This window comes from Actinomycetospora cinnamomea (assembly GCF_003096675.1).
GTDB classification, from domain to species: Bacteria; Actinomycetota; Actinomycetes; order Mycobacteriales; family Pseudonocardiaceae; genus Actinomycetospora; species Actinomycetospora cinnamomea.
Genome location: NZ_QEKW01000004.1, coordinates 288820 through 305058, shown reverse-complemented (window position 1 = coordinate 305058; position 16239 = coordinate 288820). Strand labels below are relative to the sequence as shown.

Genomic DNA, 16239 nt, shown 5'->3' with positions numbered 1-16239 from the left:
CACACCCCTCCGCGTCTCGCGGCGGCGCCGACCGGCACCGCGTGATCACCACCTTGACCCCCACAGGAGTCACGGCAGTCCCATCACACGCAGAAGGCGCCCGGTCGGGTGACTTCCGGGACGCGAGGTGTCGGGTCAGGGCTCGATCGCGCCGCGGCGGGCGCTGTCGGCGGCGGCGCCGGCGGCGACCCCGAGCAGCCCGCCCGCCATCCACAGCGCCCCCGCCGCCCCGGCCACGCCGGCGACGAGCCCCGCCGCCGCGGGCACCGCGACCTGGCCGACCCGGTGCGCGAGCAGGCGCAGCGCCAGCGCCGTGCTGCGCGACGACGCGGGCGCCGAGCGCACGGTCAGCGTCATCGTCAGCGGCTGGCCGAGGCCGAGGAAGACGCCGCAGAGCGGGAGCGCGACGGCCAGGACCGCCACCCCGGCGCCCGGCCACGCCGCGGCCACCAGGGCCACCGCCGACCCCGCCGCGCTCGCGACCACCAGCACCGGGCGGCTCCACCGGGCGAGCAGCCGGTCCAGCAGCAGGCGCGAGGCCAGCGAGGTCGCCGCGCGGGCCGACAGCAGCACGCCCACCACGGCCGGGGCGATGCCGCGCTGCTCGCCGAGCAGCGGGAGGTACGCGGTGAGCAGGTCGATCGTGGCCAGCAGCGCGAGGCTCACGAGCAGGCCCGGACGCATCCCGGGGCGCCCGAGCAGGGTGAGGACGCGCGTCCGCTCGCCCTCGGGCGACGGGTCGGCGCGGGGCACCGCACGCCGCCGCAGCAGCACGACGAGCGGCAGGGCCAGCAAGGCGGTGACGCCCGCGACCAGCAGCGCCTGGCGGCTCGCGGCCAGCAGCACGTCGCCCGACGCGGTCCCGAGCAGCGCCCCGGCGAGCAGCGGGCCGACCAGCTGGCCGGCCGAGGCGGCGGCGGTGAACAGACCGAACGCCCGGTCCAGGGCGCCGGTCTCGCTGCGCGCCGCGACGGTGCCCTGCGCCGCGATCATGAAGGCGAGGTGCCCGAAGCCCAGGGCCGTGCTCGCCAGCCCCACCGCCCACAGGGTGTCCGTGGCCGACAGCGCCAGCGGCGCGACCCCGAGCAGGACGACCCCCAGCGCCAGCACCGCGGTCGTGCGCCCCGAGCGGTCGGTGACGCGCCCGAGCGGCACCGCGACGAGCACGGGGAGCAGCGCGTAGGCCGCGGTGATCAGCCCGATCGTCGTCGCGTCGGCGCCCAGCGCGATCGCCCGGTACGACACGAGCGGGCGGGCGAGGTTCAGCGCGACCTGGGTCAGCAGCACGCAGCCGAGCAGGGCGGCGAAGTCCCGCGCCATCCCGCGCCCGCGGGCGTGGTCGTGACCGTCGGCTCCGGTCACAGGTGGGCCTGGGCGAACGTCGCCACCGTCCGCATGGCGATCGCGTCCGCGCCGGCGCCGATCGGGCCGGCGACGACCGGGATGAGCTTGGTGACGTTGAGCGCGCCGCGGCGGGTGAAGCGCGAGGTCAGCCGGTAGCCGATCCGCGTGTCGAGCTGCGCGCGCACCTCCGGCGGCAGCCGCCGCAGGCCCGAGAGCAGCGAGGCGTTGACGAGGTCGAGCCCCGTCCGCTCGGCCAGCTCGACGCCGTCGCCGCCGAGCACGCAGACGAGCGCCGCCGTGCGCGTCACGGGGTCGTCGAGGTCGCGTCCGCGGAGGTGGGCGACCGCGGCGGCGAGGCGAGTGCCGAGCAGGTAGAGCCCGGTCATCCCCGCCGGCGCGGTGACGACCAGCGTCGCCGCCCCACCGAGGCTCGTCAGCAGCCCCGAGCTCGCCGCGAGCCGCACGTGCGCGCCGACGATCCGGCGGACGGCGGCCTCGGCGTCGTCGTCGGTGGCCGCCAGCGCGTCCTCGGCCACCGACGCCGCGCCCGCGAACGGACCGATCCCGCCGACCGCGCGCCGCCACAACTCGTCGACCAGGGTGTCGGGCAGACCCCGCGAGCTCGCCACCGGACCAGTGTCGCTCCGATGGTCATCCGCTCACCCGACGAGGTCGCACGCCGCCGCCAGCGTGCCCGCCCAGCGCTGGCCGGCGTCGCGCTCGCGGGCGCGCTCCAGGCGCTCGCGCTGCGGCAGGGCCCGCGCCCAGGCCAGCACCCGCTCGTCGACCCGCGCGCCGTAGAAGGCGTCGACGACCAGCTCGGCGAGGTGGTGATCGGCGCTGGCGATCTCCTTGTACTCCCAGATCGCGAGCAGCCGGTCCGGCGGATCCCCGAGGGCGCCGATGCCGTCGAGCATCGCCACCGCCGTCGCCCCGTCGGGGACGTCCGGGTGGGTGTCGAGCAGCGCCGACCACACCGCGTCGACCACGTCGCGCACCGCGTCGCGCTCGAGGTCGGTCCAGTCCGCCCAGGTCTCGGCGATCCGCCCGAGGACGGTCCGGAGGTCGAGCCGCTCGTCGGTGAGCGCCCGGCGCAGCAGGAACGGGGTGAGCGCGCGGAGGTCGTCCGCGGTCCCGAGCGTGTTGCCCAGGGCGAGGGCGAGCGTCAGCGGGTCCGCGTCGGCGACCCGCACCTCGCCGTGGCAGTGCGGGCAGCCCGCCAGCGACCGCGGGGGCGGGTGCGCCACGAAGGCGGCCTCCAGTCCCCACAGTGCGGCGTCGACCCCCGCGTCCGTCTGCACGTCCATCGAGGGAAATCCTCGTCAGCCGCAACGCGACACGCTGGGCCGTTAGGGCGAACATGACTCAGTTGTGTGACCGAGCGTGGCTCCGCGTACCGCCGAGCGTGTCAGCACGTCCACTCGTCCCGTCACGAGGGGGTCGCCGACCGACGGACGAGAGCCGCGACACGCCCGGGAGCGGCGCGTCCCTCACATCGACGGGCGCCGGGCGGGGCCGCGGGGCAGGCTCGGGATCATGCGCTCCCGTCACCAGGTGCCCGCTCCGGGCCCGGAGGTGAAGACCACCGGCGGCCTCGTCCGCGGCATCACCCGGCGCGACGTCCACGCGTGGCGGGGCATCCCCTACGCCGCGCCGCCGGTCGGGGAGCGCCGCTTCCGCGCACCGCAGCCCGTCGTGCCGTGGGAGGGCGTGCGCGACGGGTCGCGGTACGGCCCGGTGCCGATCCAGGAGCGCGTCGGCGAGTTCATCGGCGCCGGCCGGACGACCCCGATGGACGAGGACTCCCTGACGCTCAACGTCAGCGCCCCGACGACCCCGTCGACCGAGCCACGCCCCGTCATGGTCTGGTTCTACGGCGGCGCGTTCGTCGTCGGCGCGTCCTCGGCCCCGACCTACCGCGGCGACGACTTCGTCCGCCGCGGCGAGGCCGTGTTCGTCAGCGTCAACTACCGCCTCGGCGCCCTCGGCTACCTCGACTTCTCCTCCTACGGCACCCCGGAGCGTCCCGTCGAGTCGAACCTCGGGCTGCGCGACCAGATCGCCGCGCTCGAGTGGGTCCGCGACAACATCGCGGCCTTCGGCGGCGACCCGGACCGGGTCACGATCTTCGGCGAGTCGGCCGGGGCGATCTCGGTGACCACCCTGTTGACCGTCCCGTCCGCCCGCGGCCTGTTCCACCGCGCGATCGCCCAGAGCTCCGCTCCCGGCATGGTGTTCGGCCAGGAACGGGCCCGCGCGTGGGCCGCCCGGTACGTGACGGCGCTGGGGGCCGACGACGATCCCCTCGCCGGGCTCACCACCGCCACCCCGCACCAGCTGCTGGGCGCCGCGCGGGTGCTGCGCGACACCCTCGGCGACCAACCGGGCACCATCCCCACCGCGCCCGTCGTCGACGGCGACCTGCTGCCCGAGGCCCCGCTCGCCGCCTTCGAGGCCGGCCGCGCGGCCGACGTCCCGCTGATCATCGGGACGAACGACACCGAGGGGCGCCTCTTCGAGCTGCCCCGGCTGCGGATGGACGTGCTGGTCAGCGAGGAGCGTGCCGCGCAGATGTTCGCGCTGACCCAGCCGGAGCTGCGCGAACAGGTGCTCGCCGTCTACGGGGGCACGGCGTTCCGCCGCGACCTCGGCGGCGACTACATGTTCTGGTACCCGTCGGTGCGCGTGATGCAGGCCCACCGCGGTCCGGTGTGGGCGTACCGCTACGACCTGACGACGCCGGTGCTCACCCTCATGGGCGTGCGCGCCACCCACGGCATGGAGCTCTTCGGAGTCTTCGGGCTCGCCGACAAGGCGCCCTGGCTGACGCTCCTCGGCGGCCGCCGCGACCTGCGGGCGATGCAGCAGCGGGTGCAGGACGACTGGATCCACTTCGCCCACCACGGCACCCCGGCCTCGCACTGGCCGACCTACGACGCCGACACCCGGCTGACCAAGATCCTCGACCGCGCCGACCGCACCGAGTCCGACCCGCGCCGCGAGCGCCGCCTCGCCTGGCAGGGCTTCCGCGGTTACGACTGAGGACGGGCGCGCCGCCGACGCTGCAGCGCGTACAGGGTGATCAGCAGGGACACCAGCGCGACCACCGAGAAGATGATGCCGAGCACCACGAGGTGCTCGATGAAGAAGAAGATGAGCGCGACGCCGATCGACAGGATCGTGCCGATGGTGCCGATCCCGACGTTGAGCTTGAGCTCGCTCTGCTTCTCCGGCGAGCTGTCCGGTGCGGCGGCGGGGTTGCGCGCCCGGCGGGCCGCGTCGGCGCTGTCCTCGGTCATGTCCGCCTACTACCCGCCCACGGGGGTCGGCTGAACCCTCGTCATCACCGGTGACGCCGCAGCCCGGAGGCGCGGCCGATGGGGCGCGCGATCGCGGCCCGCACGGCCTCCTCGCTGCCGACGAGCCGCACCGTGACCCGCGCCCGGGTGACCGCGGTGTAGAGCAGCTCGCGGGTCAGCAGCGGCGACTCGGCGGGCGGCAGGATCACCGAGACGCGGGCGAACTGGCTGCCCTGTGCACGGTGCACCGTCATCGCGTGCACCGTGGTGACGGCGTCCAACAGGCTCGGAGCGATCGCGATCGGCGCGTTCCCGCGCGCGAACACCGCCCGCGGGCCCTTCGGCGTCGCGATCACCACCCCGGTGTCGCCGTTGTAGACGCCGCGGTCGTGGTCGTTGGCGGTGACCAGCAGCGGACGTCCCGGGTACCACTCCTCGTCGCGGTCGGCGACGGGCCCGGCCTCGAGCAGCCAGCGCTCGACGTCCGCGGCCCAGCGGGTGACGCCGAAGGGGCCGCGACGGTGCGCGCACAGCAACCGGTGCTCGTCGAGGCGGGACAGCGCCAGCGGCGCGTCGCCGTCGAGGGCGGCGAGCTCGGTCTCCGACGCGGCGCCGACGACCTCGTCGCGCAGAGCCCGCAGCCCGGCCGGATCGCGGACGGTGAGGTCGGCGTCCTCGACGAAGACGACGTCGTGCTGCCCCGCGCGCAGCGCCGCGACCGCCGCGTCGGCGTCGCCGGCGCGGATGGCGGCGGCGAGCGCGGCGATGGTGCCGTGGAAGCGCCAGGTGCGGTCGAGCACCGTGACACCACCGGTGACGGGCGGCCCCGGCGCGCCCACGCGCTCGAGGGCGTGGTCGAGGTGCGGCTCGGGGTCGGCGGGGGCGGCGACGAGGTCGCCGAGCACCGCGCCGGCCTCGACCGACGCGAGCTGGTCCGGGTCGCCGACCAGCACCAGGCGCGCGTCGGGGCGGACCGCCTCGAGCAGCCGGGCCATGAGCGTCAGCGACACCATGGACGTCTCGTCGACGACCACCACGTCGTAGGGCAGGCGGCGGTGGCGGTCGAAGCGGAAGCGCGACGACCCGCGGATCGGCCCGAGCAGGCGGTGGATCGTCGACGCGGACGGGCCGGCGAGGCGCTCGCGGTCACCCGGCGGCAGGTCGACCTCCGCCAGCGCCTCCTGCATCCGTGCCGCCGCTTTGCCCGTCGGCGCGGCCAGGGCGATCCGCAGCGAGGGGTCCTGGTCGCGCAGCACCGCGAGCAGCGTCGCGACCGTCGTCGTCTTGCCCGTGCCCGGCCCGCCCGCGAGCACGCTGATCCAGCGCAGGGTGCACACGGCGACGGCGCGGCGCTGGGCGGCGTCGGTGGCGTCCGGGCCCCCGCGGAACAGGCGGTCGAGCGCGGCGCGCAGGCGCGCCTCGTCCACCACGGGCGGCGGGGCGGCGGCGCGCGTGGCGAGCGCGCCGCGGACCTGCTCCTCCTGGCGCCAGTAGCGGTCGAGGTAGAGCAGCCCGTCGACCAGCCGCAGGGGATGCCCGGTGGCCGTCGCGTCGTCGGCGGCGACGAGCGGCGACGCGGCGCAGGCCGCCGTCCAGGACTCCGGCTCGGGCCAGCGCAGGTCGGAGGTGTCGACGAGCTCGTCGCCCTCGGCCAGCACCGTGCGGTCGACGGCGGAGAGGTCGAGGCACACCGACCCGGCCCGCAGCGCGCGCACGGTCAGCGCGGCCGCGAGCAGCACCTGCTCGTCGGTCTCGCCGCCGAGCCGTCCGAGACGGTGCGCGACCTGGACGTCGGTGGCCGCGAGGACCCCGCGGGCGTTGAACTCCGCCAGCAGACCGGTGGCGCGCACCGCGAAGCGGACGCCGTCCTCGGCGAGCAGCGCGCCGGTGGCCGTCGGAACGCTCACCGCGCGCCACCGTCGAGCAGGGCCCCGTCGAGGACGGCACTGAGCTCGACGACCAGCGCGGGCGGCGGGGACCACGCGAACACCCCGCACGTGGTGCCGTCGACCATCGGGGTGTCCGGCCCACACATCCCGCGCAGGAACAGGTAGAGCACCCCGCCCAGGTGGGTCGCCGGGTCGTAGCCGCACAGCCGCCAGCGCAGGAACCGGTGCAGCGCGACGGCGTAGAGGATCGCCTGGAGGGGGTAGTGGGCGGCGATCATGGCGGCGGTCATGGAGGCCGGGCCGTAGTGCGCCGCGGTGAGCGGCTCGCGCCCGGCGGGGCCGACCGGCCCGAGCCAGTTGGTCTTGTAGTCAACGACCACGAACCGCCCGTCCGGACCGCGGAGCACGCCGTCGATGCTGCCGGTGAGGTAGCCGCGCAGGACCTGCTCGCCCAGCCCGTGGGCGTCGTCGAGCGCCTCGGGGTAGCGGGCCAGCGGGTCGTCGGCGGGGAGGTGGCGCCGCAGCAGCGCCGCGACCCGCGCCAGCGTGACACGGGGCTGTCCCGGCCCCGCCGCCCCGGCGCGGTCGCCCCCGGCCAGCGGGAGCTCGAAGTCGAGCTCGGCGAGCCGGTCGCGGGGGGCGACGTCGGCCAGGCACCACGGCCCGCCCGCCGGCGGCAGGGGCGTGGCCATCACCGGCGCGAGCGCGGCGGCCAGCGTCTCCGCGTCGACCTCGGCGTGCGGGCGGTGCGCGAGCTCGGCGGCCGCGGCGTCGCACAGCGCGCGGTGCAGGTCGCCCGTGCCGGTGTCGACCGTCTCGAGGACGGCGTGGACGAGGGTGCCGAACGCGGCGCCGACGGGCAGGTCGGCGAGCGGCGAGGGCACGGGCGGCACCTCGTCCGCGCTGAGCGCCGGCCCCTCGTCGGGGTCGGTCTCGTCGACGAGCGTGCGGTCCTCGGGCTCCGAGAGCGGCGCGCCCGCGTGCGCCCCGGCCGTCAGCGAGGAGTACGACGAGCGCCGCCACGCGAGGTCGAGGTCACGGTCGAACGTGGCCGCCGCGAGACGCCGGGCGGGCCCCGCGTCGGGGACGAACGGCACCGGTGTGCGGGGTTCGACGCGCTCGACGGTGACGTCCTCGCCGGCCAGTTCGCCGAGGCGCTCGGCGATGCGCGCGTCCTCGAGCACCGGGTAGGAGCCGTCGGGGTCGGTGCCCGGCGCGGGCCGCCCGACGAGCAGGCGGTGCACCGCCGAGGACGCGGTGTTCGTCGACGGCGCCCACCAGCACACGACCTGCCCCTGCGCGCGGGTCAGCGCGACGTAGAGCAGCCGCAGGTCCTCGCCGTCCTCCTCCGCGCGAGCGGCCGTGACGTGCTCGGACCACGCGGGGTCGTCGGGCCCGCCGACCGCACGCACCCGCTGCCCCTCGGCGTCGTGGTGGGTCACCACCGACGGGGCGTCGGCGACCCAGCGGTCCCACCCGAAGGGCACGTAGACCACGGGGAACTCGAGGCCCTTGCACTTGTGCACGGTGAGCACCTGGACCGCGCTCGCGTCGGACTCGAGCCGGCGGCTGCGCTCCGGGCGGATCTCCCCCGCCCCGGCGCCGGCCTCGGCCATCCGCGCGCGCAGCCACTCGACCAGCGCGACGACGCCGAGCCGCGACTCCACCGACGCCGCGTGCAGCACCTGGCCGACGTGGCGGAGGTCGGTGATGCGCCGCTCGCCGTCGACACGCGCCAGCACCCGCGCCGCGAGCCCCGTCTCGGCCGACACCGCCTCCAGGAACGCCGCCACCCCCCGCTCGTGGAGCACCGCGCCCCACCGGCGCAGCGCCGCCCCGACCTCGGGCAGCACCTCGTCGGCGTGGGCGTCGAGGTCGGCGGCGCCGTGCCCGAGGAAGGTCGTCAGGGCGGCGGCCCGCACCCGCGGGGGACGTCCTGGCTGCTCGACGGCCTCGAGCAGCGTCAGCCACTCCTCCGCGCTCTCGGTGGCGAACACGCTGGTGGCGCCCGCGAGCACCGAGGGGATACCGGCCGCGGTGAGCGCGCCCTGGACCAGCGTCGCCTGCGCGTTCGTGCGCACGAGGACGGCGACGTCGCCGGGCCCGAGGTCCCTGGGGCCGCCACCGTCGTCCCAGCGGGACTCGGCGGCGACGAGCTCGGCCACGTCGGCGGCGAGGTCCGCGGCGACCTTCTCGCGCACGCCGGACACCAGCGGGAGCTGCGTGCGGTGGTCGGCGCGCAGGCCGGCGCGCGGGAGCACCCGGAGCCGGAACGGTGCCGGCCGCGGCGCGCCCGCCAGCCGGCGTCCGGAGTGGGCGGCCTCGACGGGCGGCACGACGATCCGCGGATCGCCCAGCGCGGCGCCGCCGAGGACCCGGGCCAGGGCCCGGACCAGCGGCGCGTCGCTGCGCCAGTTGGTGGCCAGCCCGGCGCGGGTGTCGGCGGACTCGACGGCGGCGAGGTAGCTGACGACGTCGGCCCCGCGGAACCCGTAGATCGCCTGCTTCGGGTCGCCGATGAAGGTCAGCGCGGGCCGGCGGCCGTCGCCCGGGTCCTCGTGGAAGGCGGCCCGCAGGATGTCCCACTGGATGGGGTCGGTGTCCTGGAACTCGTCGACCAGCACCACCGAGAAGCGCGCCCGCAGGCGTGCGCAGGCGGCCCGGCCCAGCCGCGGGTCGCGCAGCGCGCGGTGCAGCCGGGTGAGCATGTCGTCGAAGGTGAACAGGCGCCGGCGCCGCTTGCGGTCCTCGACCTCCGTGCGCACCGCGGCGGCGAAACCCGCCCGCGCACCCGCCGCGTCCGGGGCGTCGCGGTCGGGCTCGATGCGCGCGCCCGGATCGTTGACGACGGCCTGCCCGATCGCCAGCGCGGTGGCGCGGTCGAAATCGGGCGGCGGCGCGCCGGGGACCGCGTACTTGCGCAGGTAGAAGTCGTCGACGACCTCGGTGACCACGTCGTCGATCCGCTCGACGAACGTGCCGTCCGGGTCGGTGTCGCCGACGATGCCCAGGCCGGTGAGCATGTCCTGGCAGAACTGGTGGGTGGTGGCGATCGTCGCGGCGTCGAAGCCGGCGAGTGCGCCGGCCAGCCGGGCGCGCCGGCGCGCGACCTCCGTGTCGTCGGCGTCGGCGAGCAGCGCCAGCACCGGGTCGTCCGAGGTCCGTGCGGTCGCCGGGTCCGCCAGGCCCCGCTCGGTGTCCACGAACCGCCCGCGCACCCGCTCGCGCAGCTCGCGGGTCGCCTCGCGCCCGAACGTCACGATCATGATCTGCGGCAGCGTCGCGTGGCCCTCGGCGACGTAGCGCGCGGCGAGCGCCGCGATGGTGAACGTCTTGCCGGTGCCGGCGCTGGCCTCGAGCACCGTGGTGCCGTGGGGCAGCTCCCCGGTGACGGTGAACGGCCGGGTCAGCGTCGGGGTCGCGGTCATCGTCGCGGTCATCGCCTCAGGTCCTCGGCCTCGCGGACGGGGGTCCACAGCCGTGTCGCCAGGCTCGCGAAACGGCTGGGCGCGTCACCGCACGGGGCGCCGACCAGGTCGTCGAGCACTCGCCGGCGGCCCCAGACCAGGACGTGTGCGGCGTCGGACTGCTCGCCGCCGAAGCGGCTGGTCCACTGGTCGCGGGCCTTGTTCATCGCCGCGACCTCGCCCTTCGTGGCCCGCTGCTGGGCGTAGGCCTCGGACGTCCGGCACATCAGCGGCAGCGGCTCGAGCAGCCCCTCGGCGTGCAGGGCCAGGAGGTCGGCGAGCACCTTCTGCGCCACCTCGGGCTCCAGCGGGCCGAGCGTGGACGTCAGCACGGGCGCGCCGAACGAGCCACGCCCGACGGTGACCGCGCGCCACGGCCGGTCCGGGTACGCGGCGGCCAGGGCGAGCAGACTCACCCAGGCCCGCAACCGGTGCTTCGGCGCGAGCCGCGAGTACGTGACGGTGACCAGCGTCGTCGCGTGCACGCCGCCGACCGCGCCGACCAGGGCGTCGGAGGTGACGTCGACGTCGGTGGCCGCGGTGTCGCGGAGCCCGTCGACGGCCCGGGTCAGCGGGTCGACCTGGTGACCGACGTCCCGGATGAGCCGGTCGCCGAGCGGGCCCGGGGGCAGCTCGCCGCGGCGGCGCTCGGCGGCGATGCAGGTCGCGATGTCGCGCCCGGCGAGGCGGTCGCGCAGCAGGCGCTCGCCGATCGCCCACGTCGCGAGCCCGTCGGGCTCCACCGGCACCGCCTCGACCGGCTCCTCCTCCTCGCCGCGCGCGTGGATCCCGAGACGCTGGCGCAGGAAGGCGCGCACCGGGTGCTCGAGGAACCGCGCGAGGTCCTCGAGGTCGACCACGCCGGCGGGCCGCGACGGCAGCGGGCCGGGCAGGAACGGCGTCGGCGTCCCCCGCTCGGCGAGCAACGCGCGGGTGCCGGCGAGGGCGAAGCCGTCGAAGGAGAACGGGCCGCGCGCGTCGAAGTCGTCGGCGTCGAAGGGCTGCAGGGGGTTGAGCCGCGTGAGGTGCTTGCGGGCCCGGCGGCCGTCGGCGAACGCGAAGCTCGCGTCGAGGGTGTCGAGCAGCTCTCCGATCGGGACCGCGGGCGGGCGCTCGGCGCCGGTGCGCTCGTCGGCGCCGGAGTGCACGACGACGAGGTGGTCGGTGGCGGCGACGATCGCGTCGAGCAGCAGCTGGCGGTCCTCGGCGGCCGGGTCGCGCTCGCCGACCCGGGGGTCGCGGGCGAGGACGTCGTCGCCGTCGGCGCGGGTCTCGCGGGGGAAGACCTGGTCGTCCATGCCGAGCAGGCACACGACGCGGTGCGGCACCGAGCGCATCGGCATGAGCGTCGCGACGGTGAGCGTGCCCGTGCGGAAGTTCGCGCGCGTCGGCCGGCCGGCGAGACGGTCGGCGAGCACCGCCCGTACGTCGTGCAGCGTCATCGGTGGGTCGTGCGGCGCGCTCTCGAGCACCGCGGCCAGCTCGGCGCGGGCCTGCGCGAGCTGCCAGGCGTCGGCGGGGACCGTGGCCGTGAGGGTGTCGAGGCCCCGGCGCAGCGCGTCGATCCAGCCGCTCAGCGGCCGGTCGCCGTGCAGGTCCTCGACGATCGCGCCCACCCGGTCGACCAGCTCGCCGAGCCGCCCGACCGGCTCGACGTCGGAGGAGTCGACCTCGTCGAGCGGCAGCGCGTCGCCGAGCCAGTCGCCGCCGTCGGCCGACATCGCGACCCCGACGAGCAGCCGGTCCAGGCCCTGTGCCCAGGTGTTCTCGCCGAAGCGGGCCAGCTTGAACGCCGCGCGGTGCGCCGCGTCGAGGCCCCAGCGGACCCCGGCGGTCCCGGCGAGCTCGCGCAGCCGCTGGAGGTCCTCGTCGTCGAACCGGAAGCGGCGGCGCACCGGGTCGGACTCGGCGAGGTCGAGCAGCTGGGACGCGGTGATCCGCGCGTCGGCGAGGTCGAGCAGCGTCGCGACCGTCCCGAACAGCGGGTTGACCTCGCGCAACGACCGGTCGGCGAGCCGGACCCGCAGCCGGTGGCCGGGGTGGGCGACCTCCTCCCCGTCGCCGGGCCCGAACGACGCCGTGATCAGCGGGGCGAAGGTCTCGATGTCGGGGCAGAGCACGATGACGTCGCGCGGCTCGAGCGTCGGGTCGTCGCGCAGCAGGCCCAGGATCGTCTCGCGCAGCACCTCGACCTGGCGGTCCGGCCCGTGGCAGCGGTGGACGCGGATGCTGCCGTCGTCGACGGCCGGCACGCCCGCGGGTGCCCGGTCGTGCCGCAGGTCGTCCTGCAGGCGCGCGAGCAGCGTGGTCGGCGGCGCCGCGACCGCGTGGTGGTGATCGGTGCGCGGGGACCGCGCGAGGCGCAGTTGGAGCTCGCGGACGTCGCGGCCGAGGCTCGCGAGCAGCGGGTGCGCCACCGCGTCGGCACTCGCGTCCTCGGCGCGCCGCTCCGCCTCGCGGCCCTCGAGGCGCGCCCAGAGCGCCGGCGACGGGTGCGGCAGCCAGAGGTGCACGTCGTGGTCGACGGCCAGCGCGCCGAGCACCGTGAGCTCGGTGGACGACAGACGCGTGGCGCCGAAGAGCGACAGGCGTGCGGGGAAGCGACCGGGCTCGACCCGCGGCTCGATCTCCGCCGGGCTGGGCTCGGTCAGCCGGGACCTCAGCCGGCGCCACAGCTCGGGCTGCCACCGCAGGTCCTCGGGCGTGTCGGCGTCGTCGCCCGCCGCCCAGGCGCGCACGAGCGCCGGGCGGTGGTCGGCGTAGCGGGTGAACAGCCGGGCGAGGTGGCGCGCCGCGGCGAAGCGGCGTCCGCGCCGTGCGCCGCTCGCGTCGCCGACGCCGAGGAACGCGCCGAGCGGGGCGCACCAGGGCTCCTCGGCGCACGCGTCGATCGTCTCCAGCAGGGGCCAGACCAGCCGTTCCGGGCGCCACGGATCGTGCTCCCCGACGTCGAGCACCCCGGCGACGATCTCCGCCGGCGACGGGAAGACGACGTTGGCGCACACCCCGTCGTCGCCCGCGGTGACGCCCAGCCGGTGGGACAGCCGTTGGGCGAGCCAGCGCTCGATGCCCCGCGTCGGGACGGCGACGACCTCGGGCTCGAAGGGGTCGTCCAGCGGGTCGGCGAGGACGTCGGCCAGCGCCTCGACCAGACGGTCCGCCCGCTCGGCCCGGTGCACGTGCAGCACCCCGCACCTCCCCCGGCCGATCCGATCTCTGCCTGCCCGGGACGCTAGACGAGGGGCCCGACACCTTTGCCCTCCGGGCTCGTGCGCCCTTGCCCGTGCCCTGGCACGGAGAAGCGCTCACACCTCTTGACCTCGACCTTCCTTCACCTCCGAACCTCGACGTGTCGACCGAGTCGAGGAGGAACCGTGCGTGTGGTGCGGGTGGAGGAGTTCGGCGGGCCGGAGGTGCTGCGCCCGGCGGCGGTCGCGGACGTCGAGCCCGGGCCGGGCGAGGCGGCGATCGCGGTGGCCGCTGCCGACGTGATGTTCCTGGACACGCTGCTGCGGTCGGGGTGGGGCGAGGACTTCTTCCCCGTGGCCCCGCCCTACGTCCCGGGCAGCGGGGTCGGCGGCCGCGTGATCGCCGGGCCGTGGACCGGGCGCCGGGTCGTCGCGGACACGAAACAGGTGGTGGGCGGCGCGGAGATCCCGGTCGGCGGCTACGTCGAGCGCGCCGTCGTTCCCGAGACCGAGCTGATCCCGGTGCCCGACGCGCTCGACGTCCAGCAGGCCGTGGCCCTCCTGCACGACGGCCCGACACTGCAGTCGTTGCTCGACGCCGTGGCCGCCGAGCCCGGCCGACGCGTCCTGGTCGCGGCGGCCGCCGGCGGGGCAGGCGTGCTGCTCGTGCAGGAGCTGACCCGGCGTGGGGTCGAGGTCGTCGGCGCGGCGCGGGGTCGCGCGAAGATCGACCTGGTGCGGTCGCTCGGCGCGGTCGAGGTGGTCGACTACGGCGAGGACGGGTGGACCGACCGCGTCGGCATGGTCGACGCGGTCCTCGACGGGGCGGGCGCGGCGCTCGGCCGTGCGGCGTTCGCGCTCGTCCGGGACGGTGGGCGCTTCGTCTCGTACGGCACCGCGGGCGGCGAGTTCGCGTCCCCGGACCTCGAGGAGGCTCGCCGCCGCGCCGTGGCCGTGATCGGCCTGACCGATCTGCCTCGCCTCGATCGCGCCCGCCGCCGGGCGCTGGTCGAACGGACCCTGGTCGAGGCGGCGCGGGGGCACTACCGCCCGGTGATCGGCCAGACCTTCGCGCTGGAGAAGGCGTCGGACGCCCATGCGGCGATCGCGGCGCGCGAGACGGTGGGGAAGACGCTGCTGCTGCCGTGAGCTGACCTTGGGAAGCGACCGAGCGAACCGTGTCCTCAGAACACGGTTCGGCTCGTTGCTACTTCTCGGAGAGCAGGGGCAGCCCGGCGACTATGTGTTCGGCGACCCGCCGCCCCGCGGAGCAAGGATCTACTGCATCGTTGGAACGAGCACTGTACTCGGAATAATTGAGCACAAATCCTTGCCCCTCGGCGGTGCCAACCGTGACGGAACACGACAGCGAGTCGAGGGAGCTCTGCTCAACCGCGGCTGGCAGCCCGCCGACGGCCGAAGGTCGGAATAGCGCGAATTGCCGCACGCGGTACGCGTCTACCAGCACATCCCGACTCGGGACAACGATGAACGACAACCTGCGCTGCCGCTCCGGGCCCTGGCGCACGCACGACCGCTCCCCTGTCGTCAATGTGCGCTGCTCCCCGCTGGCACTGAATCCAAGGCCGGGCCAATTATCACTGATGATGGGGCCGCTGCACGGGTCGTCCGCGAAAGATCGAACATCTCGAGGAGACTCGACCTGGGGAGCACCATAGCGATTGTCGACCGGTTCGTGCTGGGGAGCTTCTTGCCTCCCGCAGCCTGCGAACACAACGAGAAACAACATCGAAACGAGTTGATACTTCACTGCGACCTGTAGAGAGCTAGTGCCTCTTCATCGTTCGCCCGATACGACTCGAACCCCGCTCTCAGTGCGTGTATCAATGCGTCGATCTCCCGAATTCCTTGGTCGAGCGCCTGCATGAACGACGTGGGGCCGTCGACCGCTGTCCGCGCGAGTGCAGCAGCGGCATCAAGGCTGACCTGGTCCCGCGCTGGCGGGTTCACCTGCCCCAGTGTCAGCGCCTCGTCTTTGATGCTTTCCAACTCCTCCCGCGCCGCCTCCAACTCCCGGATCGCTTTCGGCGCTTCGGCGATGTTCACCGCGAAGGCGCCGCCTCCGGCCTCGGGTGGCGGTGCAGACGGTCCGGGCTGGGTCACGGGTCACCGTCCTCGTCGGGAGATCCTCGGGCTCGGCGACACGGTAGCCACCACGACTCCGTCGTGGGGCCGGTTCGGTCGAGCCCGTCGGGGAGGAACCGTGTCCCGAGGACACGGTTCCTCCCCCTCGCCCCTCACCGCCGAGCGGCGTTGGCGTGCACGGCGTCGCGGACGTACTGCGCCAGCCCCACCGCGATGTCCTCGTAGGTCTTCGTGAATCGCGGGTCGGACACGTACATGTCCGAGATGCAGGCGTGCATCTCGGCCGGGCAGTCGTAGAACCACCGCGTGATGTGTTGGCGGTGGGCCTCGGCGGCGTCCACGGCCGCCGGGGAGTCGGCGGGCTCGCCCGTCTGCAGGGCCTCGACGAAGCGGGCGTTGATCTCGTCGCCCTCCGCCTTGATCTCCTGCCAGTCGGCCTTCGTGTACTGCGAGGTGCGCTGCTGGGACTGGCGCCACGCGTCGGTGTCGCCCCAGCGCTCGCGCGCCTCGGTCTGGTACTCCTCCTTGAAGTCGTCCCCGAACAGCTCGCGCTGCTCCTCGGGGGTCAGCTGGATTCCGGACACTTCTGCCTCCAGGGCTCGGTCGATGGCCGTGACGAGCTCGGCGAGCTCGTCCAGCCGGGACATGACCGCGGCCCGCTGCCGGCGCAGGTGCGCGGCGACGTCGGCCTCGGGGTCGTCGAGGAGGACGGCGACCTCCTCGAGCGAGAACCCGAGCCGCCGGTAGACCACCACGTGCTGCAGGCGCACGAGGTCCTCGTCGGTGTAGAGCCGGTAGCCCGACGCACTCCGCCGGCTCGGGCGCAGCAGCCCGATCTCGTCGTAGTGGTGCAGGGTCCGGACCGTCACCCCGGAACGCTCGGCGACCTGCCCCACCGTCCATGTGGTCGTCGCCCGTGCCGTCTCGGTCATGGCACCACCGTGGA

Annotated in this window: 12 protein-coding genes; 2 read left to right on the top strand and 10 right to left on the bottom strand. The window is 75.5% G+C overall.

Annotation, left to right across the window (positions count from 1 at the left end):
• Positions 1-135 precede the first annotated feature (135 nt).
• The 3 genes from C8D89_RS10625 to C8D89_RS10615 are packed head-to-tail and all read right to left on the bottom strand — an operon-like array spanning position 136 to position 2651.
• Positions 136-1362 carry an MFS transporter gene (locus tag C8D89_RS10625; protein WP_207787157.1) on the bottom strand — a complete coding sequence of 409 codons (1227 nt, stop codon included), beginning with the start codon at positions 1360-1362 and terminating at the stop codon, positions 136-138.
• Entirely contained in the window at positions 1359-1973 is a 615-nt protein-coding gene (locus C8D89_RS10620; RefSeq protein WP_116708077.1) for a hypothetical protein, read from the bottom strand. Before C8D89_RS10620 ends, C8D89_RS10625 begins: the two co-directional genes overlap by 4 nt.
• Positions 1974-2003: 30 nt before the next feature.
• Positions 2004-2651 carry a hypothetical protein gene (locus tag C8D89_RS10615; RefSeq protein WP_116708076.1) on the bottom strand — a complete coding sequence of 216 codons (648 nt, stop codon included), beginning with the start codon at positions 2649-2651 and terminating at the stop codon, positions 2004-2006.
• A gap of 229 nt (positions 2652-2880) precedes the next feature.
• Here C8D89_RS10615 and C8D89_RS10610 point away from each other — a divergent pair, with 229 nt between their 5' ends.
• Entirely contained in the window at positions 2881-4386 is a 1506-nt protein-coding gene (locus C8D89_RS10610) for a carboxylesterase/lipase family protein (RefSeq protein WP_116708075.1), read from the top strand.
• On the opposite strand, the gene C8D89_RS10605 is transcribed toward C8D89_RS10610, so the two are convergent.
• The 4 genes from C8D89_RS10605 to recC are packed head-to-tail and all read right to left on the bottom strand — an operon-like array spanning position 4377 to position 13187.
• Positions 4377-4643 carry a hypothetical protein gene (locus C8D89_RS10605; RefSeq protein WP_116708074.1) on the bottom strand — a complete coding sequence of 89 codons (267 nt, stop codon included), beginning with the start codon at positions 4641-4643 and terminating at the stop codon, positions 4377-4379. The genes C8D89_RS10610 and C8D89_RS10605 overlap by 10 nt on opposite strands.
• A 44-nt stretch (positions 4644-4687) precedes the next feature.
• Positions 4688-6550, bottom strand: coding sequence for an exodeoxyribonuclease V subunit alpha (gene recD / locus C8D89_RS10600; protein ID WP_165825638.1), 1863 nt, complete (start codon positions 6548-6550; stop codon positions 4688-4690).
• On the bottom strand, positions 6547-9972 hold the full coding sequence (locus C8D89_RS10595) for a UvrD-helicase domain-containing protein (RefSeq protein ID WP_116708072.1): 3426 nt from the start codon (positions 9970-9972) through the stop codon (positions 6547-6549). Before C8D89_RS10595 ends, recD begins: the two co-directional genes overlap by 4 nt.
• Positions 9969-13187 (bottom strand): exodeoxyribonuclease V subunit gamma, encoded by a 3219-nt coding sequence (gene recC, locus C8D89_RS10590; RefSeq protein ID WP_116708071.1) that lies wholly within the window; start codon positions 13185-13187, stop codon positions 9969-9971. The genes C8D89_RS10595 and recC overlap by 4 nt, the downstream gene beginning before the upstream one ends.
• A gap of 186 nt (positions 13188-13373) precedes the next feature.
• Here recC and C8D89_RS10585 point away from each other — a divergent pair, with 186 nt between their 5' ends.
• On the top strand, positions 13374-14336 hold the full coding sequence (locus tag C8D89_RS10585) for a zinc-binding dehydrogenase (RefSeq protein WP_116708070.1): 963 nt from the start codon (positions 13374-13376) through the stop codon (positions 14334-14336).
• A gap of 58 nt (positions 14337-14394) precedes the next feature.
• Here C8D89_RS10585 and C8D89_RS31100 read toward each other — a convergent pair whose 3' ends face one another.
• The 3 genes from C8D89_RS31100 to C8D89_RS10570 form a co-directional block, all read right to left on the bottom strand.
• Positions 14395-14937, bottom strand: coding sequence for a DUF3558 family protein (locus C8D89_RS31100; protein WP_423716945.1), 543 nt, complete (start codon positions 14935-14937; stop codon positions 14395-14397).
• Positions 14938-14954: 17 nt separating this feature from the next.
• Complete coding sequence (locus C8D89_RS10575; protein WP_116708068.1) at positions 14955-15311, bottom strand: PE domain-containing protein; 357 nt, start codon at positions 15309-15311, stop codon at positions 14955-14957.
• A gap of 134 nt (positions 15312-15445) precedes the next feature.
• Positions 15446-16225 carry a MerR family transcriptional regulator gene (locus tag C8D89_RS10570; RefSeq protein WP_116708067.1) on the bottom strand — a complete coding sequence of 260 codons (780 nt, stop codon included), beginning with the start codon at positions 16223-16225 and terminating at the stop codon, positions 15446-15448.
• Positions 16226-16239: the final 14 nt, after the last annotated feature.